20 protein-coding genes are annotated in these 22639 nt (G+C 70.5%); 12 read left to right on the top strand and 8 right to left on the bottom strand.

What is annotated here, in order from left to right; genetic code table 11:
• Window positions 1-84 precede the first annotated feature (84 nt).
• Window positions 85-1524, top strand: coding sequence for a gamma-aminobutyraldehyde dehydrogenase (locus ACQPWZ_RS26430; RefSeq protein WP_383244429.1), 1440 nt, complete (start codon window positions 85-87; stop codon window positions 1522-1524).
• Window positions 1525-1596: 72 nt separating this feature from the next.
• On the opposite strand, the gene ACQPWZ_RS26435 is transcribed toward ACQPWZ_RS26430, so the two are convergent.
• Window positions 1597-2151 (bottom strand): TetR/AcrR family transcriptional regulator, encoded by a 555-nt coding sequence (locus ACQPWZ_RS26435; RefSeq protein WP_433572537.1) that lies wholly within the window; start codon window positions 2149-2151, stop codon window positions 1597-1599.
• A complete protein-coding gene (locus tag ACQPWZ_RS26440; protein WP_340475695.1) occupies window positions 2148-2510 on the bottom strand; it encodes a DUF1304 domain-containing protein in 363 nt (120 codons plus the stop codon). The genes ACQPWZ_RS26435 and ACQPWZ_RS26440 overlap by 4 nt, the downstream gene beginning before the upstream one ends.
• 178 nt (window positions 2511-2688) lie before the next feature.
• Here ACQPWZ_RS26440 and ACQPWZ_RS26445 point away from each other — a divergent pair, with 178 nt between their 5' ends.
• Window positions 2689-3861 (top strand): polyamine ABC transporter substrate-binding protein, encoded by a 1173-nt coding sequence (locus tag ACQPWZ_RS26445; protein WP_433573872.1) that lies wholly within the window; start codon window positions 2689-2691, stop codon window positions 3859-3861.
• Between the two features lie 110 nt (window positions 3862-3971).
• Here ACQPWZ_RS26445 and ACQPWZ_RS26450 read toward each other — a convergent pair whose 3' ends face one another.
• The 3 genes from ACQPWZ_RS26450 to ACQPWZ_RS26460 are packed head-to-tail and all read right to left on the bottom strand — an operon-like array spanning window position 3972 to window position 6555.
• A complete protein-coding gene (locus ACQPWZ_RS26450; RefSeq protein WP_433572538.1) occupies window positions 3972-4760 on the bottom strand; it encodes an SAM-dependent methyltransferase in 789 nt (262 codons plus the stop codon).
• A 44-nt stretch (window positions 4761-4804) separates the two neighbouring features.
• A complete protein-coding gene (locus ACQPWZ_RS26455; protein WP_433572539.1) occupies window positions 4805-5545 on the bottom strand; it encodes a glycerophosphodiester phosphodiesterase in 741 nt (246 codons plus the stop codon).
• Window positions 5530-6555, bottom strand: coding sequence for an adenosine deaminase (locus ACQPWZ_RS26460; RefSeq protein ID WP_340475698.1), 1026 nt, complete (start codon window positions 6553-6555; stop codon window positions 5530-5532). Before ACQPWZ_RS26460 ends, ACQPWZ_RS26455 begins: the two co-directional genes overlap by 16 nt.
• Window positions 6556-6666: 111 nt before the next feature.
• Here ACQPWZ_RS26460 and ACQPWZ_RS26465 point away from each other — a divergent pair, with 111 nt between their 5' ends.
• Window positions 6667-7368, top strand: coding sequence for a DUF4190 domain-containing protein (locus tag ACQPWZ_RS26465; RefSeq protein WP_340475699.1), 702 nt, complete (start codon window positions 6667-6669; stop codon window positions 7366-7368).
• A 136-nt stretch (window positions 7369-7504) separates the two neighbouring features.
• Here the strand turns inward: ACQPWZ_RS26465 and ACQPWZ_RS26470 are convergent, their stop codons facing one another.
• Window positions 7505-8065, bottom strand: a complete 561-nt coding sequence (locus ACQPWZ_RS26470; protein WP_433572540.1) for an NADAR family protein — start codon at window positions 8063-8065, stop codon at window positions 7505-7507.
• A 175-nt stretch (window positions 8066-8240) separates the two neighbouring features.
• Here ACQPWZ_RS26470 and ACQPWZ_RS26475 point away from each other — a divergent pair, with 175 nt between their 5' ends.
• The 8 genes from ACQPWZ_RS26475 to ACQPWZ_RS26510 all read left to right on the top strand — a co-directional run bounded on the left by ACQPWZ_RS26475 (window position 8241) and on the right by ACQPWZ_RS26510 (window position 17913).
• Window positions 8241-9755, top strand: a complete 1515-nt coding sequence (locus ACQPWZ_RS26475) for a gamma-aminobutyraldehyde dehydrogenase (protein ID WP_433572541.1) — start codon at window positions 8241-8243, stop codon at window positions 9753-9755.
• Between the two features lie 45 nt (window positions 9756-9800).
• Window positions 9801-11045, top strand: a complete 1245-nt coding sequence (locus ACQPWZ_RS26480; RefSeq protein ID WP_340475704.1) for a polyamine ABC transporter substrate-binding protein — start codon at window positions 9801-9803, stop codon at window positions 11043-11045.
• Window positions 11046-11083: 38 nt separating this feature from the next.
• Entirely contained in the window at window positions 11084-12235 is a 1152-nt protein-coding gene (locus tag ACQPWZ_RS26485; RefSeq protein ID WP_328861878.1) for an ABC transporter ATP-binding protein, read from the top strand.
• Complete coding sequence (locus ACQPWZ_RS26490; protein ID WP_313943797.1) at window positions 12232-13158, top strand: ABC transporter permease; 927 nt, start codon at window positions 12232-12234, stop codon at window positions 13156-13158. The genes ACQPWZ_RS26485 and ACQPWZ_RS26490 overlap by 4 nt, the downstream gene beginning before the upstream one ends.
• Window positions 13158-13955: an ABC transporter permease gene (locus tag ACQPWZ_RS26495; protein ID WP_313943796.1), complete on the top strand. Its 798-nt coding sequence runs from the start codon at window positions 13158-13160 to the stop codon at window positions 13953-13955. Before ACQPWZ_RS26490 ends, ACQPWZ_RS26495 begins: the two co-directional genes overlap by 1 nt.
• A 42-nt stretch (window positions 13956-13997) precedes the next feature.
• A complete protein-coding gene (locus tag ACQPWZ_RS26500) occupies window positions 13998-15410 on the top strand; it encodes an NAD(P)/FAD-dependent oxidoreductase (RefSeq protein ID WP_340475706.1) in 1413 nt (470 codons plus the stop codon).
• A 114-nt stretch (window positions 15411-15524) separates the two neighbouring features.
• The gene (locus tag ACQPWZ_RS26505; protein ID WP_433572542.1) at window positions 15525-15986 is read left to right on the top strand and encodes a hypothetical protein; all 462 of its coding nucleotides are present in this window, start codon (window positions 15525-15527) and stop codon (window positions 15984-15986) included.
• A gap of 127 nt (window positions 15987-16113) precedes the next feature.
• Entirely contained in the window at window positions 16114-17913 is a 1800-nt protein-coding gene (locus tag ACQPWZ_RS26510; RefSeq protein WP_433572543.1) for a chitinase, read from the top strand.
• Here ACQPWZ_RS26510 and ACQPWZ_RS26515 read toward each other — a convergent pair.
• Window positions 17864-18682, bottom strand: coding sequence for a phosphatase PAP2 family protein (locus tag ACQPWZ_RS26515; protein WP_433572544.1), 819 nt, complete (start codon window positions 18680-18682; stop codon window positions 17864-17866). The genes ACQPWZ_RS26510 and ACQPWZ_RS26515 overlap by 50 nt on opposite strands.
• A 173-nt stretch (window positions 18683-18855) precedes the next feature.
• Window positions 18856-20190, bottom strand: coding sequence for a 4-aminobutyrate--2-oxoglutarate transaminase (gene gabT / locus ACQPWZ_RS26520; protein ID WP_356698704.1), 1335 nt, complete (start codon window positions 20188-20190; stop codon window positions 18856-18858).
• A 245-nt stretch (window positions 20191-20435) separates the two neighbouring features.
• Here gabT and ACQPWZ_RS26525 point away from each other — a divergent pair, with 245 nt between their 5' ends.
• A complete protein-coding gene (locus tag ACQPWZ_RS26525) occupies window positions 20436-22541 on the top strand; it encodes an ATP-binding protein (protein WP_433572545.1) in 2106 nt (701 codons plus the stop codon).
• Window positions 22542-22639 lie beyond the last annotated feature (98 nt).

Here is a 22639-nt window from a genome sequence, read left to right on the forward strand (position 1 = left end):
AGGGTCGGGGCTGTTGAAAGCGTCGGCCGTGCGATTAGGGTGGGTTGTCTCACCCATCGGAATCTGACAGGAGGGGTGGCAACAGTGACCACCGAGCTGCGTCGTCTGCGCAACTACATCAACGGGGAGTTCCGGGACGCCGCCGACGGGCGGACGATCGATGTCATCAACCCGGTCACCGGCGAGGTGTACGCCACGTCGCCGCTCTCCGGGCAGTCGGATGTGGACGCCGCGATGGACGCTGCCGCGGCGGCCTTCCCGGCCTGGCGCGATGTCACGCCCGCCGAGCGCCAGAAGGCGCTTCTGAAGATCGCGGACGCGTTCGAGGAGCGGGCCGAGGACCTCATCGCGGCCGAGTCGGAGAACACGGGCAAGCCGCTGGAGCTGACCCGTACCGAAGAGATCCCGCCGATGGTGGACCAGATCCGCTTCTTCGCGGGCGCCGCGCGCATGCTCGAGGGCCGCTCGGCCGGCGAGTACATGGAGGGCCTCACCTCCATCGTCCGCCGCGAGCCGGTCGGCGTCTGCGCGCAGGTCGCGCCGTGGAACTATCCGATGATGATGGCGGTGTGGAAGTTCGCTCCGGCGCTCGCGGCGGGCAACACCGTCGTGCTGAAGCCGTCGGACACCACCCCCGCCTCCACGGTGCTGATCGCCGAGATCATCGGCTCGATCGTGCCCAAGGGTGTCTTCAACGTCATCTGCGGCGACCGTGACACCGGCCGCACGATGGTCGAGCACCCGACGCCGGCGATGGCGTCGATCACCGGTTCCGTACGCGCGGGCATCCAGGTCGCGGCCTCCGCGGCCAAGGACGTCAAGCGGGTCCACCTGGAGCTGGGCGGCAAGGCGCCGGTTGTCGTCTTCGAGGACACCGACATCGCCAAGGCCGTCGAGGACATCTCGGTGGCGGGCTACTTCAACGCCGGCCAGGACTGTACGGCCGCGACCCGTGTGCTCGTGCAGGAGTCGATCCACGACGAGTTCGTCGCGGCGCTGGCGAAGGCGGCGTCGGAGACGAAGACGGGCGCTCCGGACGACGAGGACGTGCTCTACGGCCCGCTGAACAACGCCAACCAGCTCGCCCAGGTCACCGGCTTCATCGACCGGCTCCCGGCGCACGCGAAGGTGGAGGCGGGCGGCCACCGGGTCGGCGACAAGGGCTACTTCTACGCTCCCACCGTCGTCTCCGGCCTGAAGCAGGACGACGAGATCATCCAGAACGAGGTCTTCGGCCCGGTCATCACCGTGCAGTCCTTCACGGACGAGGCGCAGGCCCTGGAGTGGGCGAACGGCGTCGAGTTCGCGCTGGCCTCGTCGGTGTGGACGAAGGACCACGGCCGCGCGATGCGGATGTCGAAGTCGCTGGACTTCGGCTGTGTGTGGATCAACACCCACATCCCGCTCGTGGCGGAGATGCCGCACGGCGGCTTCAAGAAGTCGGGCTACGGCAAGGACCTGTCGGCGTACGGGTTCGACGACTACACCCGCGTCAAGCACGTGATGACGTCGCTGGACGTCTGACCGGCGTCGCTCACCGGCCACTCGACAGCCCCCGCGCCCCGTCCGGGCGCGGGGGCTGTCGCCTGCCCGGAGCTACGACAGGGGGGCCCGGTGCAGCGCGATGAGCAGCCGCCAGGCCTGGCCGGCCATCTCCGCGGGGTCCGCCTCGATCGCGCCGTGGAGCCAGTCGGCGAGCAGGCCGGCGAAGGTGGCCGCCACGGCCGTGGAGATCAGGTCCGGGCGGGGAGCGCCGACCAGTTCGCGTTCGCGGCGGCTGCGGGCGCGCAGCTCCGTGTGGAGCAGATCGCCGAGCGGGCCGCTGCCGCCCTCGCGCAGGAGCGGGCGGTAGAGGTGCGCGCGGGCGGACAGGCCGGTGAAGAAGTCCGTCAGTGGCGGGGGCGGGTCCCCCGGGTCGGGGACGCCGCGCCAGGCGTGCAGGGCTTCCACCGCCTCCCGTACGACCTCGGCGCAGGCGTCGACCGCCAGCGCCTGAAGGTCCGCGTAGTGCAGATAGAACGTGGCGCGGCCGAGCCCCGCCCTGCGGACGACCGCGGCCACGCTGACCTCGTCGAGCGCACGGTCCGCACACTCATCGAGCAGCGCGGCCCGCAGCCGGGCCCGGGTGCGTTCCGCCCTGGGGTCGTTCATCCGGCCACCAGGACCGCTGCCAGAGCGAGCGCTCCCGGCAGCGCCTGCGCAAAGAGGATGCGGCGGTTCGCGGTGAAGCCTCCGTACAGTCCGGCGACCACCACGCACGCGGTGAAGAAGACCTGCACCCGGTAGCCGGTGGGGTCCGAGGCGATCAGGCCCCAGACGAGTCCGGCCGCGAGGAAGCCGTTGTAGAGGCCCTGGTTGGCGGCGAGCGGAGCGGTGGCGCGGGCCATCTCGGCGTCGAAGCCGGAGAGTTGACGGCCCGGTCTCCGCTCCCAGAGGAACATCTCCAGGATCAGGATGTAGAGGTGGAGCGCGGCCACCAGGCCGACCAGGACATGGGCCGTTGTGTTCATGACCGGCTCGTTTCTGTTGCGTGGACAGGTTTCGTGGACAGGTGTCCATGAAGTATAGACACCTGTCCATGATCGACAGGGTGTCCCCTCCTGTCCCCAGGGGTCGACGCACCGTCCATTGCCGCCCGCACGCGCCGGCCGCCATCCTGCGGACGTGCCCGCGATCCGGATGAACCCCATGTCACGGCGGACCCTGCTGCGCGCCATCGGCGCGGGAGCCGCCCTCGCCGGCCCCGCCGTGCTCGCCGGATGCGGGGTGCCCGCGGCCTACGTCGAGCCCGGCGACCGTGCGGCGCGCGACGACTCGGGCCACGACCGCAGTCTCGACTTCGCCAACTGGCCCCTCTACATCGACACCGACGACGAGAACACCTCCGAGCGCCCCACCCTCGACGCCTTCACCGAACGCACCGGGATCTCCGTCACCTACACCGAGGAGATCAACGACAACGACGAGTTCTTCGGAAAGATCAGCCCCGCCCTGATGAACCATCAGGAGACCGGACGCGATCTGATCGTCGTCAGCGACTGGATGGCCGCGCGCTTCGTACGCCTCGGCTGGGTGCAGGAGATGGACCGGACGAAGCAGCCCAACGTCACCCGGTACCTGGACCCGCAACTGCGCTCGCCCGCCTTCGACAAGGGGCGTCTGCACAGCGTCCCCTGGCAGTCGGGAATCACCGGCATCGCCTACAACCGCCGCAAGCTCGGCCGCGAACTGCGGCGTACGACCGATCTGTGGGCGGACGATCTGCGCGGCCGCGTCACACTGCTGTCCGGGCTCGACGAGTCCTTCGCCCTGCTGATGCAGGCCGACGGCGTCGACATCACCCGGTGGACCGCGGACGACTTCCACGCCGTCTGCGACCGGCTGGAGAAGCTGGTGCGGCGCCGGCACATCAGGCGCTTCACGGGCAACGACTACATCAAGGACCTCGACACCGGTGACGTCGTCGCCTGCCAGGCGTACTCCGGCGATGTCATCCAGCTCCAGGCGGACAACCCCGACATCGAGTTCGTCGTGCCCGAGGAGGGCGGCGAACTGTGGGCGGAGAGCCTGATGATCCCCAACCTCGCCCGCCACAAGCGCAATGCGGAGGCACTGGTCGACCACTACTACCGGCCGGAGGTCGCCGCCGAACTCGCGAGCTGGGTCAACTACGTCTGCCCGGTCCCGGCCGCACGCGATGTGCTCGCCTCGTCCAAGGACGAGGAGACGGCCGCGCTCGCCGAGGACCCGCTGATCTTCCCCGACGACGTGATGCGCAGACGGCTCGCGATCGCCCGGGACATCGCCTCGCAGGAGCGCGCGGACTTCGCCCGGCGATGGAACTCCCTCGTCGGGCTGTAGCGGGCTCCACCTCGCCGGCTCCACCTCGCCGGGTGCACCGGGTCTCAGGGTGCGCCCGAGTGGACGGGCGCGTGAAGGAGGCGGCAGTCAGCGGGAGTTCGCCGTCGCGGTCAGGGCTTGCGGGCCACCGCGCCGAACTGCGCCACCTGCGGGAACCGGATCTCCCGCGCCACGTCGTGCCGCCAGCGGGAGCACGAGACGATGCCGGGCTCCAGCACCTCCAGGCCCTCCAGGAACGAGGCGAACTCCGCGCTGCTGCGGGCGGTGATCGGGGGAGTGGCGTTCTCGTTCCAGAAGCGCATGGCGTCCTCGTTGCCCTCCCCGCCCAGTTCCAGGGTGGGATGGGTGAGGACCAGATAGCTGCCGGAGGGCACGGCGTCCATCAGCGTGCGCACGATGGCGCGCGCCTCGTCGGTGTCCATCACGAAGTTCAGGATGCCGAGCATCATCACGGCCACCGGCTTGTGCAGATCCAGCGTCGGCTCGACGGCCCGCACGATCCCGGCCGGGTCATGGGCATCCGCGTCCAGGTACTCCGTCGTACCGCCGGTGGAGCTGGTGAGCAGAGCGCGGGCATGCGCGAGGACGATCGGGTCGTTGTCGACGTAGACGATCCGGGCGTCGGGTGCGCTGCGCTGGGCGACCTCATGGGTGTTGTCGACGGTCGGCAGCCCGGTGCCGATGTCCAGGAACTGCCGTACGCCCGCCTCGCCGGCCAGGAACTCCACCGCACGGCCCAGGAACGCCCGGTCGGCACGGGCCACTTCGCCGATGCTCGGGTACAGGCCGGTGACGTGGTCACCCACCGCACGGTCGACCGGGTAGTTGTCCTTGCCACCCAGCCAGTGGTTCCAGACCCTGGCGTTGTGCGCTACGTCGGTACGGATCCTGTCGGTCACTTCTGCTCCTCCGCCGGGTGAGTGGGTCCATCATGCCGGAACGATCAAGAGGGCGGACCGGTAAGGGAGTTGTCCCGGACGACGGATGCCAGCACGTCCACCCGGTTGGTGGTGACGGAGTCCACGCCGGACCGGATCAGCCGGCGCATGGTGCGCCGGGTGTCGGCCGTCCAGGCGGAGATCAGCATGCCGTCCTTGTGCACACGGTCCGCGAGCTCCTGACCGACCAGCCCGAAGCGGTAGTTGAGGAATCGCGGACGTACGGCGTCGATGAGGACCGGCCGCGGCGGCGCCAGCGAGGTCCACGTCAGCGCAATCTCGGCCGCCTGGTCCTCGCTGCGTACCGCGAGCATGGCGACCGGGCCCGCGCAGTAGTACACCCGCTCGGCCGCCCCGCACTCGCGGACCAGGCCGACCACCGCCCGTACCGACTCCTCGGTGGCGCCGGGAAGGTCGATCATCAGGCGGTGGGTGCCGACGTCGAGCAGCGCGTCCCGCAGGGTCGGCACACCGCCGAGCGTCAGCTCCTCGACCTCGGCACGGGTCAGGCCCGCCACCGGCCGGTCGTGCCCCCACAGCCGCTTCAGTGTCGCGTCGTGCAGCAGCACGGGAACACCGTCGCGGGTCAGTCGTACGTCGATCTCGACCGTGTCCGCACCCCGCACGACGGCCGAGCGGAGCGAGGGCAGGGTGTTCTCGCGGACGCGGTACGGATCGCCGCGATGGGCCACGACACTGACGGTGCGCACGGGACCGTTCTCCGCGGGGATCAACGTGCGAGCCATGCCGTGGTGTACGCGTCGATCTCCTCGGCGATGCGCGCCTTGCCCGCCGGGTCGAGGAACGAGGCCTCCACGGCGTTCTTCGCGAGCGCGGCGAGACCGCGCTCGTCGAGACCGAGCAGCCGGGCCGCCACGCCGTACTCGTTGTTGAGGTCGGTGCCGAACATCGGCGGGTCGTCGCTGTTGACGGTCACCAGCACGCCGGCCGCGACCATCTCCTTGATGGGGTGGTCGTCGAGAACGGTGACGGCCCGGGTCGCGATGTTGGACGTCGGGCAGACCTCCAACGGGATCCGCCGCTCGGCGAGATGGGCGAGCAGCGCCGGGTCCTGGACGGAGCTGGTGCCGTGCCCGATCCGCTCGGCCCGCAGAACGTTCAGCGCGTCCCAGACGGTCTGCGGTCCGGTCGTCTCGCCGGCGTGCGGCACGGAGTGCAGTCCGGCGGCGATGGCACGGTCGAAGTAGGGCTTGAACTGCGGGCGCGGCACACCGATCTCCGGTCCGCCCAGACCGAAGGCGACCAGGCCCTCGGGGTGCAGGTCCACCGCGAGCCGGGTGGTCTCCTCCGCCGCCTCCAGGCCCGCCTCACCGGGAATGTCGAAGCACCAGCGCAGCACGACGCCGAGCTCGGCCTCGGCGGCCGTGCGGGCGTCCTCGATCGCGGCCATGAAGGCCTTCTCGTCGATACCGCGGCGGGTCGAGCTGAACGGCGTGACGGTCAGCTCGGCGTAGCGGATGTTCTGGCGGGCCATGTCCCGGGCGATCTCGAAGGTGAGCAGCCGGACGTCCTCGGGGGTACGGATCAGATCCACGACCGAGAGATAGACCTCGATGAAGTGGGCGAAGTCCGTGAAGCTGAAGTAGTCGGCGATCGCCTCGGGGTCGGTCGGCACCTTGGAGTCCGGGTGCCGGGCGGCGAGTTCGGCGACGATGCGCGGCGAGGCCGATCCGACGTGGTGAACATGCAGTTCGGCTTTGGGGAGCCCGGCGATGAAGGGGTGCAGATCGGTCATCGGGGTCCTCCGTGTGCTGTGCGGCCGCTGGTGTCAGGGATCATCGTAGGCGGCCGTTCCGCGACATGGGGCAGGCCGTAGCATGAGCGCGAACCACGATGGGGGAGAACCATGGCAGAGAACCAGGCCCAGCCGCCGGGCGGACCCGAGCCCCGTGACCGCGACCCGTGGGCTCCGCCGGCGAGCAGCGCGCCGCAGGACAAGGTTCCGCTGCACAAGCCCGCCACCCCGGCTCCGCCGGTCCCGCCGGTGCACGACCAGATGACGGTCACCTCCATGCCCGGCGTCGGGGACACCGGCTCGGTGCCGCCGCCCCCGATAGCCCCGGGCGGACCCGCCCAGCCCGCCCCCGGCCCGTACGGCTACCCCGCGGCCCCTCCGGTGACCGGACCCGCCGCCGGCGATCCCTTCGGCCACGCCGGATATCCCGGCTACCAGACCTACGGCCAGCCCGGCTGGCAGGCGGCCCCGGCGAACGGCATGGGCACCACGGCGATGGTGCTCGGCATCCTCTCTGTCTGCCTGTTCTGCCTCTACGGCGTCGTCGCCATCGTCCTCGGCGTCCTGGCGCTGATCTTCGGCATCCTGGGCCGCAAGCGGGTCCAGCGCGGCGAGGCCACCAACGGCGGGATGGCGCTCTCCGGCATCATCCTCGGCTCCGTCGGCATCGTCATCGGCCTGGTCGTCGTCGGACTGCTGGCCTGGGGTATCACCGAGGCGATCAACGACGAGCGGAACAGGAACGACGACTTCGGCAACACGCTGGTGATCGACAGCGCGGCGCCGCCCGCCGCGCTCTCGGCCGCGCGCTGACCGGACCACGCGTTCCTGGAGCGGTTCGCGTGTGCAGGCTCCTGGTCCGGGTCGCGCCACAGGTACCCGCGCCCACCTCGGGCGGCCCCGGGCCGGCCCCGCACCCGCAGCCCCGGCCACAGGTGAGCCTCGCCCCCTAGGAGCCCTGCTCCCCGGCAGCCCGTAGCTCCTCGCGCGCCTCCATCAGCGCGAACCCCAGCAGGTTCTGCCCGCGCCAGCGCGTGGGGTCCCCTGCCCGTTCGTCGTCCGCGGCCAGTCCGATACCCCAGATCCGGTCCAGCGGGCTGGCCTCGACGAGCACCCGGTCTCCCGTGGCCAGCAGAAACTCCCGCAGCGCCGCATGCTGCGCGAACTTGTGCACGCTGCCCGAGCGGACGATCGCGAACCGCTCCCGCTTCCAGACCGCGTCGTCGAAACCGCGCACCCCGCGCCCGGCCCGCTTCGCCGCCCCCGGGTTCGCCGCGTCGAGCGCCTTCCGCTCCGCGTCCGCGTCGCCGAACAGCCGTGCCTTGTGGGCCATCATCCAGTGCTCGGCCGTCGCATACCGCACGCCGTCCACCTCGAAAGGCGCCTCCCACCACTGGCTGAGGCAGCTCGGACCCATGCGACCGTCCTTGCGCGGTGCGTGCCCCCAGAAGTGCAGATACGTGACGTGTTGACCGCTGCTGACCTGCCGGATCAGCTCATCCATCCCCATGCACGCGAGTCTCGCATCCACCACTGACACTCCGTACGGGGATGAGGGGCGCAACGCGACACATGGTCGACCGAATCCGTCGCGTAACCAAAAGGCAACTACGGAATCACTTGTTGGGCAACACGTGCTCTGCCAGGATCGGCACTCAAATCGAGCTGGGACAACGGAGAGCGTCATGGGCAACCGCTTCCAGGTGCAGGACCGCTTCGCGGACGGCGCGCAGTACATCGGCGGCCGACCGCGGCCCGGCACCTCAGGACGTACGCAGGACATCGTGGACCCCGCGACCGGTGAGACGGTCCACAGCTACGAGCTCGCCGGGGCCGCCGACGTCGACGCGGCCGTCGCCGCCGCGCGTGAGGCGTTCCCCGAGTGGTCGGGTGCCACGCCCGGCGAGCGCTCGGACGCCCTCCACCGGTTCGCGTCGGTGCTCGCCGAGCAGTCCGAGGACCTGGCCGGCGCGGAGTCCCTCCAGTGCGGCAAGCCGATCAAGCTCAGCACCGAGTTCGACGTGCCGGGCACCGTCGACAACACCGCCTTCTTCGCCGGCGCCGCCCGCCATCTCCAGGGCCAGTCGGCCGGTGAGTACAGCGGCGACCACACCTCCTACGTACGCCGCGAGGCGATCGGCGTCGTCGGCTCCATCGCGCCCTGGAACTACCCGCTCCAGATGGCGGCCTGGAAGGTCCTGCCGGCGATCGCGGCCGGCAACACCATCGTCCTCAAGCCCGCCGAGATCACCCCGCTGACCTCGCTGATGTTCGCCGCGGCCGCGACCGAGGCGGGCATCCCCGACGGTGTCGTCAACGTCGTCAACGGCGCGGGACGCGACGCGGGCGAGCACCTCGTCGGGCACCCGGACGTCGCCATGACGTCCTTCACCGGCTCCACCGCCGTCGGCAAGCGGGTCGCCGAGATCGCCACCTCCACCGTGAAGCGGCTGCACCTCGAACTCGGCGGCAAGGCACCCTTCCTCGTCTTCGACGACGCCGACCTGGAGTCGGCGGTGCACGGCGCGGTCGCCGGCTCCCTCATCAACACCGGCCAGGACTGCACCGCCGCCACCCGCGCCTACGTACAGCGCCCGCTCTACGACGCGTTCGTGAGCGGGGTCGCCGATCTGATGGCCACCGTGCGGCTGGGTGACCCCTTCGACCCCGCGACCGACCTCGGCCCGCTCGTCTCCCACCTCCAGCGCGACCGCGTCGCCGCCTTCGTGGACCGGGCGCGCGGCTACGCCACCGTCGTGACCGGCGGCGAGGCGCCGCAGGGGGCACTCAAGAGCGGCGCCTACTACCGGCCCACCCTGGTCGCCGGCGCCGCCCAGGACAGCGAGATCGTGCAGGCCGAGATCTTCGGCCCGGTCCTGGTCGTCCTCCCCTTCGACTCCGACGACGAAGGCATCGCGCTCGCCAACGACACCCCGTACGGCCTCGCCGCCTCCGCCTGGACCCGGGACGTCTACCGCGCCGGCCGGGCCACCCGTGAGATCAAGGCCGGCTGCGTGTGGGTCAACGACCACATCCCGATCATCAGCGAGATGCCCCACGGCGGCTACAAGGCCTCCGGCTTCGGAAAGGACATGTCCGTCTACTCCTTCGAGGAGTACACGCAGGTCAAGCACGTGATGTTCGACAACACCGCGGTCGTCCGCAAGGACTGGCACCGCACCGTATTCGGGGACCGATAGCCAGCACGCCCGACCAGCGGCACCCATCCCGAAAGGGCACTGTTCATGGACCACAACGAGCCCGACGGCCTGTCCGCGGCCCAACTGGCCGCGGTGCGGCGCAGTCTGACCAACGGCCGGGGAGCCCTCACCCGCCGTTCGATGCTGCGCGCCACCGGCGTCGGAGCCCTCACCGTCGGCGGCATCGGCGCGCTGAGCTCCTGCGGAATCCCGCCCGCCAAGCGCGAGGGCGAAGCGGCCTCCGACGACCACTCCGCGAAGGAGAAGCAGATCGCCTTCTCCAACTGGACGGAGTACATGGACGTCAGTGAGGACGAGAAGAGCCGTCCCACACTGACCGAGTTCACCCGGCGCACCGGGATCAAGGTCAAGTACACCGAGGACATCAACGACAACGTCGAGTTCTTCGGCAAGATCCAGCCGCAGCTCGCCGCCGGGCAGGAAACCGGCCGTGACCTGATATGCGTCACCGACTGGCTGGCCTCCCGGATGATCCGGCTCGGCTGGGTGCAGAAGCTCGACCCGGCGCTGCTGCCCCACGCGTACGCGAATCTCTCCGCCCAGTTCCGCAGCCCCGACTGGGACCCGGGACGCTCGTTCTCCTACCCCTGGACGGGCATCTCGACGGTCATCGCCTACAACACCAAGGCGACCGGCGGGAAGAAGGTGGACTCCGTCACCCAGCTGCTCGACGACCCCTCCCTTAAGGGTCGCGTCGGCTTCCTCACGGAGATGCGCGACACCGTCGGCATGACGCTGCTGGACATCGGCAAGGACCCGGCGAAGTTCACCGACGCCGACTACGACGCCGCCATCGGCCGGCTCCAGAAGGGCGTCGACAAGAAGCAGATCCGCCGCTTCACCGGCAACGACTACACCTCGGACCTGGACAAGGGCGACCTCGCGGCCTGTCTGGCCTGGGCCGGTGACGTCATCCAGCTCCAGGCCGACAACCCCGCGATCCAGTACGCGATCCCGGCCCCCGGCTACATCACCTCCAGCGACAACCTGCTGGTCCCGGCTCAGGCCAGGCACCAGCGCAACGCCACCCGGCTCATCGACTACTACTACGAACTCCCGGTGGCGGCGCAGCTCGCCGCGTACATCAACTACGTCTGCCCGGTGGAGGGCGTCGGCGCCGAACTGGCGAAGATCGACCCCGAGCTGGCCTCGAACACCCTGATCCTCCCGGACAAGGCCATGGCCGCCAAGTCCCACTCCTTCCGCTCCCTCACCAGCGCGGAAGAGAAGGCCTACGAAGAGAAGTTCGCCAAGCTCATCGGCGCCTGACCTCCTCCGCTCCACCGACACCACCGGGATCGCGACCCATGACTGAAAAGACTGCGGGCGGCGAAGTCCGCCTCTCCGGGATCGGCAAGACCTACGGCTCCTTCACCGCGGTGCACCCGCTGGACCTGACCGTCCCGCAGGGCTCGTTCTTCGCCCTGCTCGGGGCGTCCGGCTGCGGCAAGACCACCACGCTGCGGATGATCGCCGGTCTGGAGGACCCGACCACCGGATCCGTGTTCCTCGGCGACAGAGACGTCACCGGCCTGCCGCCGCACAAACGCCCCGTCAACACCGTCTTCCAGAGCTATGCGCTCTTCCCGCACCTCGACATCTACGAGAACGTCGCCTTCGGCCTGCGCCGCCGCGGCATCAAGTCGGTGAAGAAGCAGGTCGGCGACATGCTCGACCTCGTCCAGCTCGGCGACTTCGCCCAGCGCAAGCCGCACCAGCTCTCCGGCGGCCAGCAGCAGCGCGTCGCCGTGGCCCGTGCGCTCATCAACCACCCCCAGGTGCTGCTGCTCGACGAGCCGCTCGGCGCCCTGGACCTCAAGCTGCGCCGCCAGATGCAGCTGGAACTCAAGCGCATCCAGACCGAGGTCGGCATCACCTTCGTCCATGTCACCCACGACCAGGAGGAGGCCATGACCATGGCCGACACCGTCGCGGTGATGAACGGCGGACGGGTCGAGCAACTGGGCGCGCCCGCCGAGCTCTACGAGAACCCGCAGACCACCTTCGTCGCCAACTTCCTCGGCACCTCCAACCTCATCGAGGCCGAGGTGGCGTCCAACACGGGCGGGGAGGTCGTCGTCACCGCCGCCGACGCCAAGCTGCGGCTGCCCGCGCAGCGCTGCGCGACCGCGCCCACCGCCGGCGGAAAGCTGCTGGTCGGCGTGCGGCCGGAGAAGATATCGCTGGCGCACGCGGACGACGCGGGAAGCATCGCGGACGGCCGCAACCGCTTCACCGGCACGATCGCCGACTCCAGCTTCATCGGTGTCTCCACGCAGTACGTCATCGACAGCCCGGTCTGCCCGGAGCTGGAGGTGTACGCGCAGAACATCGAGCGGGACCCCCGACTGGTCCCCGGCGCCCGGGTCGTCCTGCACTGGAACCCCGAGCACACCTTCGGTCTCGACGCCGGCCAGGACATCGACGCCGGTGTGGAGACGGTGGAGGCGACGCCGTGACCGTCACCGCGGCGCCGCCCGCGCCACCCGCCCCCGAACCGGTCGTCCACAAGCCGTCCGTGCGCCGCAAGCTGGTGCCGTACTGGCTCCTGCTGCCCGGCATGCTGTGGCTGCTGGTCTTCTTCGCGCTGCCGCTGGTGTACCAGGCGTCGACCTCGGTGCAGACCGGCTCGCTGGAGGAGGGCTTCCAGGTCACCTGGCACTTCCAGACGTACTGGGACGCGCTCACCGAGTACTGGCCGCAGTTCCTGCGCTCGGTGCTCTACGCGGGCACGGCCACCGCGCTGTGTCTGCTGTTCGGCTACCCGCTCGCGTATCTGATCGCGTTCAAGGCCGGCCGCTGGCGCAATCTGCTGCTGGTCCTGGTCATCGCGCCGTTCTTCACCAGCTTCCTGATCCGCACGCTCGCCTGGAAGACGATCCTCGCGGACAGCGGACCCGTGGTGGAGACGCTCAACTCCATCGGCTTCCTCGACGTCACCAACTGGCTCGGGATGACCGACGGCAGCCGGGTGCTCGCCACACCGCTGGCCGTGGTCACCGGTCTCACGTACAACTTCCTGCCCTTCATGATCCTGCCGCTCTACACCTCGCTGGAGCGGATCGACCCACGGCTCCACGAGGCGGCGGGGGACCTGTACGCGAAGCCGTCCACCACCTTCCGCAAGGTGACCTTCCCGCTGTCCATGCCGGGTGTGGTCTCCGGGACGCTGCTGACCTTCATCCCGGCCAGCGGCGACTACGTGAACGCCGAACTGCTCGGCTCCACGGACACCCGAATGGTCGGAAACGTCATCCAGTCGCAGTTCCTGAGGGTGCTCGACTACCCGACCGCGGCCGCGTTGTCGTTCATTCTCATGGCAGTCGTGCTGATCGTGGTCACGGTCTACATCCGGCGGGCCGGGACGGAGGATCTGGTCTGATGCGTTGGATACGGCGCAACCTCGTGGTGATCGCGGGCCTGCTCACGCTCGCGTACCTGATCCTGCCGAACATCGTCGTGATGGTGTTCTCGTTCAACAAGCCGGCCGGGCGGTTCAACTACTCCTGGCGCGAGTTCTCCACCGATGCGTGGCGCGACCCCTGCGGCGTGGCCGACATGTGCGGCTCGCTGTCGCTGTCGCTCCAGATCGCCCTGTGGGCGACGATCGGCGCCACCGTGCTCGGCTCGATGATCGCCTTCGCGCTGGTCCGCTACCGCTTCCGGGCGCGCGGCGCGATCAACTCGCTGATCTTCCTGCCGATGGCGATGCCCGAGGTGGTCATGGCCGCCTCGCTGCTCACGCTCTTCCTCAACCTGGGCGCCCAGCTGGGCTTCTGGACCATCCTCATCGCGCACACCATGTTCTGCCTCAGCTTCGTGGTGGTGGCGGTCAAGGCGCGCGTGCTGTCGATGGACCCCCGTCTCGAGGAAGCTGCCCGCGACCTGTACGCGGGACCCGTGCAGACCTTCCTGCGGGTCACGCTGCCGATCGCGGCCCCCGGCATCGCCGCCGGCGCGATGCTCGCCTTCGCCCTCTCGTTCGACGACTTCATCATCACCAACTTCAACTCGGGCAACACCGTCACCTTCCCCATGTTCGTGTGGGGCTCGGCCCAGCGCGGAACGCCCGTCCAGATCAACGTCATCGGCACGGCCATGTTCGTCATCGCCGTACTGATCGTCGTGGCCGGCCAGCTGATCAGCGGCCGGAGAAAGAACAGCGCCGCGGCCAAGTAGGTCTGCAGTCAGGCCCGCAAGGCCCTCGAAGGAGTGGAAACCATGGCCCCAGACGCCATGACCTTTGCCTCATCCCTTTCCGACGCCCAGCCCGTCGCCTTCTGGCTGGACGACCCCGCCAAACCCGCCGCCCTGCCCGCGCTCACCGGCGACGAGCACTGCGACCTCCTCGTCGTCGGCGGCGGCTACAGCGGACTGTGGACCGCGCTCCTCGCCAAGGAACGCGACCCCGGCCGGGACGTCGTCCTTATCGAGGGGCACGAGGTGGGCTGGGCCGCCTCGGGCCGCAACGGCGGCTTCTGCGCCGCCTCCCTCACCCACGGCCTCGGCAACGGGCTCGCCCGCTGGCCCGGCGAGCTGGCACGACTGGAAGAGCTCGGCGACCGCAACCTCGACGCCATCGAGGAGGCGGTCGCACGCCACGGCATCGACTGCGACTTCGAGCGCACCGGCGAGATCGACGTCGCCACCGAGCCGTACCAGGTCGCGGAGCTGGCGGAGATGCACGAGGAGGCGCAGCGGCACGGCTTCGACGGGCTCGAACTCCTCGACGCGGACGCGGTGCGCGCCGAGGTGAACTCCCCGACCTTCCTCGGCGGGCTGTGGGACCGCCGCGGGGTCGCCATGCTGAACCCGGCGAAGCTCGCCTGGGGCCTCAAGGAGGCCTGCCGCGGCCTCGGGGTCCGCATCTACGAGAACACCCGCGGACTGGAACTCGCCGCGTCCGGTGCGGGGATGGCCGTCCGCACCCCGTACGGCCGGGTCTTCGCCCGCCGGGTCGCGCTCGGCACCAACGTCTTCCCTTCGCTGGTGAAGCGGGTGCGCGCGTACACCGTCCCGGTCTACGACTACGCCCTGATGACCGAACCCCTCAGCGAGCAGCAGCGCGCCGAGATCGGCTGGGAGGGCCGGCAGGGCCTCGGCGACGTCGCCAACCAGTTCCACTACTTCCGGATCACCGCCGACCATCGCATCCTGTGGGGCGGTTACGACGCGATCTACCCGTACGGCGGGAAGGTCAGCGCCGAGCTGGACCACCGGCCCGAGACCTATCTGAAGCTCGCCGGCCACTTCTTCCGCTGCTTCCCGCAGCTGGAGGGACTGCGCTTCAGCCATGCGTGGGGCGGCGCGATCGACACCTGCTCGCGGTTCTCCGCGTTCTTCGGCACGGCGCACGGCGGCAAGGTCGCCTACGCCGCCGGTTACACCGGTCTCGGGGTCGGCGCCACGCGCTTCGGCGCCGATGTGATGCTCGACCTGCTGTCGGGGGAGCGCACCGAGCGCACGGAGCTGGAGATGGTGCGCAGCAAGCCGATGCCCTTCCCGCCCGAGCCCGTCGCCTGGGCCGGTATCGGGCTCACCAAGTGGGCGCTGGCCAGGGCGGATGCTCAGGGCGGGCGACGCAATGTGTGGCTGCGGGCCATGGACCGGATGGGACTCGGCTTCGACAGCTGACCCGGCGTGACCCAGATCACTACCAACTGGTAGCCCCAACTCGCGTCATACGACGGCCCCTGGCCGCTCTCCCCTGTGAACGCACCGTCGGTGCGCAGGGAAGGGAGAGGGGTCATGAACGACTCGGGGGCCAGGACCGCGGTGGAGTGGCTGGCGTCGGTCGCACCGGACCCGGAGGCCTGCCGGTGGGAGTGGGAGCGCAACCCTCTGGGGGTCGCGCTGCTGCCCGCCGGCATGCGCTGGGACGTACTGATCCTGCCGGGAGCACTGGGCTATCCGACGCTCGATGTGCTGAGCAGGCTGGTCGACAGGCCCGGGCCGGTGCTCGCCGACTTCGGCGACTCCCGTATGGGGTTCTTCGTGCCGCCCGGCACGGCCACACGGTGGCTCGGCACCGGTGTACGCAGCGCGGGGGCCGGCACCTGGATCGTCGTGCCGTACCCGGGGCGTGCCGGTGGCGGCGGGGTGCGCTGGCTCGTCGTGCCGGACGGTTCGGGCACGCTCACGGACCCGACGCTGCTGGAACTCGCGATGCACGAGGCTGCGGGGGCCATGGCGCGCCGCGAGGGGGAGTGAGGGCTCAGGGCCCGTCGTTCGGATCCTGCCGGCTTCGTGTGCCGTTGTCAGAGGTCTTGACAACGGCATTGGTCTGGACCAAATTGCGGGAGCTCCCACTCGAATCCCCCCATGCCCGGAGGCAGTTGTGGACCGCACCAGACTCTCGGCCGCCTTGACGGCGGCCGCGCTCGCCCTCGGCGGACTTGTCGCCACGTCCACCGCCGCCGAAGCGGCCGACGCCGAAGTCGCCCGCAACGGCGGCTTCGAGGCGGGCCTCACCGGCTGGAGCTGTACCGCGAGCAGCGGAGCCGTCGTCAGTTCGCCTGTCCACGGCGGGAGTTCGGCCCTGAAGGCCACTCCGGCCGGCAGCGACAACGCCAAGTGCAGCCAGACCGTCACCGTCAAGCCCAACTCCGACTACACCCTCAGCGGCTGGGTCCAGGGCGGCTACGTCTACCTCGGAGCCTCCGGCACCGGCACCACCGACGTCTCCACCTGGACACCGTCCGCGTCCGGCTGGCAGAAACTCTCGACGAGCTTCCGCACCGGCGCCTCGACCACCTCGGTGACCATCTACACCCATGGCTGGTACGGCACGGCGGCCTACCACGCCGACGACGTCTCCCTGTTCGGCCCCGGGGGCGACCCGGTCCAGCTGCCGGCCGCCCCCACCGGCCTCACCGCGGGATCGCCGGGCTCCACCTCCGTGCCGCTGAGCTGGTCGCCCGTCTCCGGCGCCACCGGCTACAACGTCTACCGCGGCGGCGCCAAGGTCACCTCCGTGACCGGGACGTCGGCCACCGTGACAGGGCTGTCGCCCAGCACCACGTACAGCTTCCAGGTCACCGCGACCAACAGCGCGGGCGAGTCCCCGAAGTCCGCGGTCGTGGGCGCGACCACCACGGGCGGCGGCAACCCGGGCACCGGCCTCCCGGCCCACGCTCTCGTCGGCTATCTGCACGCGAGCTTCGCCAACGGCTCCGGCTACACCCGCATGGCGGACGTCCCCGACTCCTGGGACGTCATCAACCTCGCCTTCGGTGAGCCCACCTCGGTCACCTCGGGCGACATCCGCTTCAGCCTCTGTCCGGCGGCCGAGTGCCCGAACGTCGAGTCCGTCGCCGACTTCAAGGCCGCCATCAAGGCGAAGCAGGCCGCCGGCAAGAAGGTCCTGATCTCCATCGGCGGTGCCAACGGGCAGGTGCAGCTGGGCAGTACGGCCGCGCGTGACACCTTCGTCTCCTCCGTCTCGAAGATCATCGACGAGTACGGTCTCGACGGCCTGGACATCGACTTCGAGGGTCACTCCCTCTCGCTGAACACCGGGGACACGGATTTCCGCTCGCCGACCTCACCGGTGATCGTCAACCTCATCTCGGCGATCAAGACCCTCAAGGCGAAGTACGGCTCGGACTTCGTCCTCACGATGGCCCCGGAGACCTTCTTCGTGCAGCTGGGCTACCAGTACTACGGCTCCGGCCCCTGGGGCGGCCAGGACCCGCGCGCCGGCTCCTACCTCCCCGTCATCCACGCGCTGCGGGACGACCTCACGCTGCTGCACGTCCAGGACTACAACTCCGGCTCGATCATGGGGCTGGACAACCAGTACCACTCGATGGGCGGCGCGGACTTCCACATCGCCATGACCGACATGCTGCTCACCGGCTTCCCGGTGGCCGGTGACCAGTCGAAGTTCTTCCCCGCTCTGCGGCCCGAGCAGGTCGCCATCGGCCTGCCGGCGTCCACCCAGGCGGGCAACGGGCACACCTCACCCGCCGAGGTGAACAAGGCGCTCGACTGTCTGACGAAGAAGGTGAGCTGTGGTTCGTACGCGACCCACGGCACCTGGCCCGCCCTGCGCGGACTGATGACGTGGTCCATCAACTGGGACCGCTTCAACCAGTGGGAATTCTCCAGGAACTTCGACGCATACCGCTGGAGCTGATCAGCAGCAGCATCCCGCACAGGCACCAGCTGCCGATGACGTCCAGCGGCCAGTGGTAGCCGCGCAGCACCAGACCGATGCCCGTCGCCAGGGTGAGCACCAGGGCGACGGGCATCGACCGTCGCAGCCGCAGATACGGGGCGAGGAGCAGCGCGGCCGTGCCGTAGGCGACCATCGCGGTCGCCGTATGGCCGGAGGGGTAGTAGCCGCCCGCGTCGGTGAGCGGTCCCTGGCGGTCGATCAGTGCCTTGAGCGGCACCACCAGCGCGGGTACGGCGGCCATCGTGAGGACGGCGACCAGAGCGTCACGGCGTGCGGCCCTCCTGTCGCGCCACAGGGCATATGCGAGGGCGGCGGCCAGCACGGGCAGAGCGACGGCCACGCTGCCGAGATCGGCCAGCGCTTCGGTGAGCGGCCGGGGTCCGTGGCCGGCGATGCGGAGTTCGACGCGCTCGTCCTGCGAGCGCAGAGGTCCGCCGGCGGCGACCTGCCAGGTGATCAGCGAGAAGAGCACGGCGCACAGGACGGCCGGCCACACCGGACGAGGAAAAGCCGGCCACCTCGGAACAGGGGGGGTAGTTCCGAAGCGGCCGGCCTGACCGGTTTGCCGCGCGCCCCGGGGGGTTTGGGGCGGGCGGCCATCCGATCGGTGAGGAGTTCCGGAGCCAGAAGCTCCAGTGGTGTGCGCGAGGGCACGGCCAGGACGAAGCTGGGGAGGCCTCGGCCTGGAGTCGCCCGCAGTCCCCTGCGAGCGGGGTGTTTCTCTCATCTGCAGAAACCGTACGGCAGGGGCCGGGGGGACCGACAGACGGATCTCCATCCCGCCATCGGCCCCCCACACGTTCTTCACAGGCCCCGACCGTTCCGGCTGCTCCGCCGCTGATCACCCACGGTCCGGGCCGCTGTTCCGGTCACGCTCAGGGCTACGGTCCGAGGGCCCGGTCAGACGCCCGCGAACGCCTGCTCGAGGATGTCCAGACCCTCGTTGAGCAGGTCCTCGCCGATCACCAGCGGCGGCAGGAAGCGCAGCACGTTGCCGTAGGTGCCACAGGTCAGGACCAGCAGGCCCTCGGCGTGGCAGGCCTTGGCGAGCGCGGCGGTCGCGGCCGCGTTCGGCTCCTTGGTCTCACGGTCGGTCACCAGCTCGATCGCGATCATGGCGCCGCGCCCGCGGATGTCGCCGATGATGTCGAACTTCTCGGCCATCGCGCCCAGGCGGCTCTTCATGACCTCCTCGATGCGCTTGGCCTTGCCGTTGAGGTCGAGCTCCTTCATGGTCTCGATGGCGCCGAGCGCACCGGCGCAGGCCACCGGGTTGCCGCCGTACGTACCGCCGAGGCCGCCCGCGTGCGGGGCGTCCATGATCTCGGCGCGGCCCGTCACGGCGGCGAGCGGCAGACCGCCCGCGATGCCCTTGGCGGTGGTGATCAGGTCCGGGACGATGCCCTCGTCCTCGCACGCGAACCACTCGCCGGTGCGGCAGAAGCCGGACTGGATCTCGTCCGCGACGAAGACGATGCCGTTGTCCTTGGCGAACTGCGCGATCGCCGGCAGGAAGCCCTTGGCCGGCTCGATGAAGCCGCCCTCGCCGAGGACCGGCTCGATGATGATCGCGGCGACGTTCTCGGCGCCGACCTGCTTGTTGATCATGTCGATGGCCTGCGCGGACGCCTCGGCGCCGGCGTTCTCGGCGCCGGTCGGCCAGCGGTAGCCGTACGCCACCGGGACGCGGTAGATCTCGGGCGCGAACGGACCGAAGCCGTTCTTGTACGGCATGTTCTTGGCGGTCAGCGCCATCGTCAGGTTCGTACGGCCGTGGTAGCCGTGGTCGAAGACGACGACGGCCTGGCGCTTGGTGTGGGCGCGGGCGATCTTGACGGCGTTCTCGACGGCCTCGGCGCCCGAGTTGAACAGCGCGGACTTCTTCGCGTGGTCGCCCGGCGTCAGCTCGGCGAGGGCCTCGGCGACCGCGACGTAGCCCTCGTACGGCGTGACCATGAAACAGGTGTGGGTGAAGTCGGCGAGCTGCGCGGACGCCCGGCGTACGACGGCCTCGGCGGAGGCGCCGACCGAGGTCACGGCGATGCCGGACCCGAAGTCGATGAGGCGGTTGCCGTCGACGTCCTCGATGATCCCGCCGCCGGCGCGCGCGGTGAAGACGGGCAGCACGGACCCCACGCCACCGGCGACCGCGGCGGTGCGGCGGGACTGAAGTTCCACGGACTTCGGTCCGGGAATGGCGGTGACGACGCGGCGCTCCTGCGGGATTGCGGTCATGAGGGGCTCCTGGGGTGCTGTGGGACGCTTCGTGTTTCTTTCTCCGCAGGCTAGGTGCGGGGGAGGGGGGTGGGCATGCGCCGTTCGGGAGTGTTGGGGGTGTGTCGTTGTCCGTGCCGGACATAGGCGGGCGCGGAAGGGCCCTTCGCGCACGCCGGGCGGGGCGAATCAGTGAACTACCCCCAGTGGGGCACTAGATTGACCGTGCACAGAGCGGGCCTGGCTGGTCAGGGGGCAGCGGTTTCATGGAATCCGAAGGCACATTCGACGCACGCGGCACACAGGCCAACCCTGTGCCACGGCCCGCAGGGCCGCCGAGCCTCCCCGGGATTCCCGCCGTACCCGGCCACGCGCCGACCACCCGTCCCGCCGTAGCCGACTGGCTGCGCATCCCCCGCCCCGGCGCCGAACCGGGCGTGTGGCGCCTCGGCCACCGGGCCCGGCCGGCGGAGGAGCCCGAGCTCGTACCCGCCCGCCGGCTCTTCGCCGGGGCGCTCATCGCGCTGCTCGCGGGCTGGCTCCTGTGGTCGCTGCTCTGGAACGGCTACCTCGGCCGGTACTGGATCTGGCCCCTGCTCGTACTGACCCCGGACTCCTGGCGCTCCGACCCGCCCACCTGGGCCACCGCCAGCTACGTCTACTACGCGATCGTCGGGGGCGCCCTGCTCGTCTTCTTCGCGCGGATCGGCCATGTGCCGGAGATCTGGCACCGCTATGTGCGCCGCACCGACAAGCCGGCTCCGGTGCCCGTCCCACCGCCCGAGGCCGACCCCGCCGAATGGCCCGAGCTGCGCAGCGCCGGGCTGGTGGACGCGGCCCAGCGGCTCACCGAGGCGACGCGCGCCGGCGCTCTCGGGGACGTCGACTACGCGCGGATCCGGCGTGCCTGGCAGGGTGTCCACGCCCGGCCGGACCGGCTCGCCGCGTTCAGCGAGACCGTCCGCACCGATGCCGCGGCCGCTTGCGCCCACCCCTCCGGCGTACGGGACCTGCCCGTCCGCACGGCCACGCACGACCTGGCCACCGGGCAGGTGAAGATCGGCACGGCCGTCGACGACGAGCGCAACCCCTACCCCCGCCGCACCACCGGCGTCGCACTCGAACCCGCCCTCCTCGGGACCTCGCTCCTCGCCGTCGGGCCCTCCGGGTCCGGCAAGAGCGTGCGGCTCGTGCGGCCCGTCGTCGAGTCGATGTGTCTGCACGCGCTCGCCAACCGCGCCGCCGTCGTCACCGTCACCGCCCACGGCACGGGCCTCGCCCCCGACGACTCGTTCGACCTGGTCATCTCCGTCGGACGCCCCGACTCCACCCACGACCTCGACCTCTACGGCGGTGCTGAGGACCCCGACGAGGCCGCCCGTGTGCTCGCCGAGGCGCTCGTCGGGGATCTCGCCGCCACCCTGCCCGGTGGCGACAGCCGGCGGGCCGCGACCGCGCTGGCCCAGCTGATCGGGCCGTACCGCTGCGTCCACGAGCGCTTCCCCGCCGTACCGGAGCTGCGGGAGCTGCTCAGCGGCGCTCCCGTCGCCGTCGGAGCGCTGCGGGCCGCGCTGGAGTCGCGGGGCGATCCGGTCGCCGCGGCGCAGCTGCGGGAACTGGACGCCCGGGAGCGGCAGTCGGCCCGCGCCGACGACATCGGCGTCCTGCTCGCCGAGCGGATCGCCTTCCTGGACCGGCCCGCCTTCGCCACGTTCTTCCGCACCGACGGCCGCGGGCGGCAGTTCTCGCTCCGCGCCATCGAGCACCCGCTGCGCGTCCGCGTCGACCTGCCCGAGCGGGGGCACGCCGAGGCCTCGCGGATCGTGGCGCGGCTGATCCTCGCGCAGTTCACCGAGGCGGCGCTGAGCCGGTCGGACCGTTCGCTGTTCGCCGCGCTCGTCCTCGACGACGCGACCTACACCGTCACCGCGGACTCGGTGCGCGCCGTTCAGCGGCTGCGTTCCGCCAACGCCGGTGTCGTCTTCGCGCTGCGGACCCTGGAGGACGTGCCCGAGCCGCTGCGCGGACCGCTGCTCGGTGCGGTCGGCTGCCGGATGGCGTTCGCCGGGCTCGCGCCCTGGGACGGCGGACGGTTCGCTGAGGCCTGGGGCACCGAATGGGTCCAGACCCGCGATGTCACCAACCGTCAGATCATCTCCGACGAGCCGCTGACCAAGGCGCTGCACATGATGCGCCGCCTGGTCACCGGCAAGGCGGCCACGGCCGAGGCGATCACGGTCCGCGAGGTCGAGCGCGCCCGCTGGTCCGCCTCGGACCTGGCCCACGCGGTCCCGGCCGGCCATGCGGTGCTCTCCCTCACCAGCGTCCGCGGCGAGCACGCGCCGCCGCTGCTGGTGGATCTGCGCACCTGAGCCGGTGGATCCGGGCACCTGAGGTACGGGCTCCCGCCGCGGAGCCCGTACTGCTACGCCCTGGCAGAATCGAAGTACGCCGTTCATACGGGACGGCG

The organism is Streptomyces sp. CA-251247 (genome assembly GCF_050952975.1).
GTDB lineage: Bacteria > Actinomycetota > Actinomycetes > Streptomycetales > Streptomycetaceae > Streptomyces > Streptomyces achmelvichensis.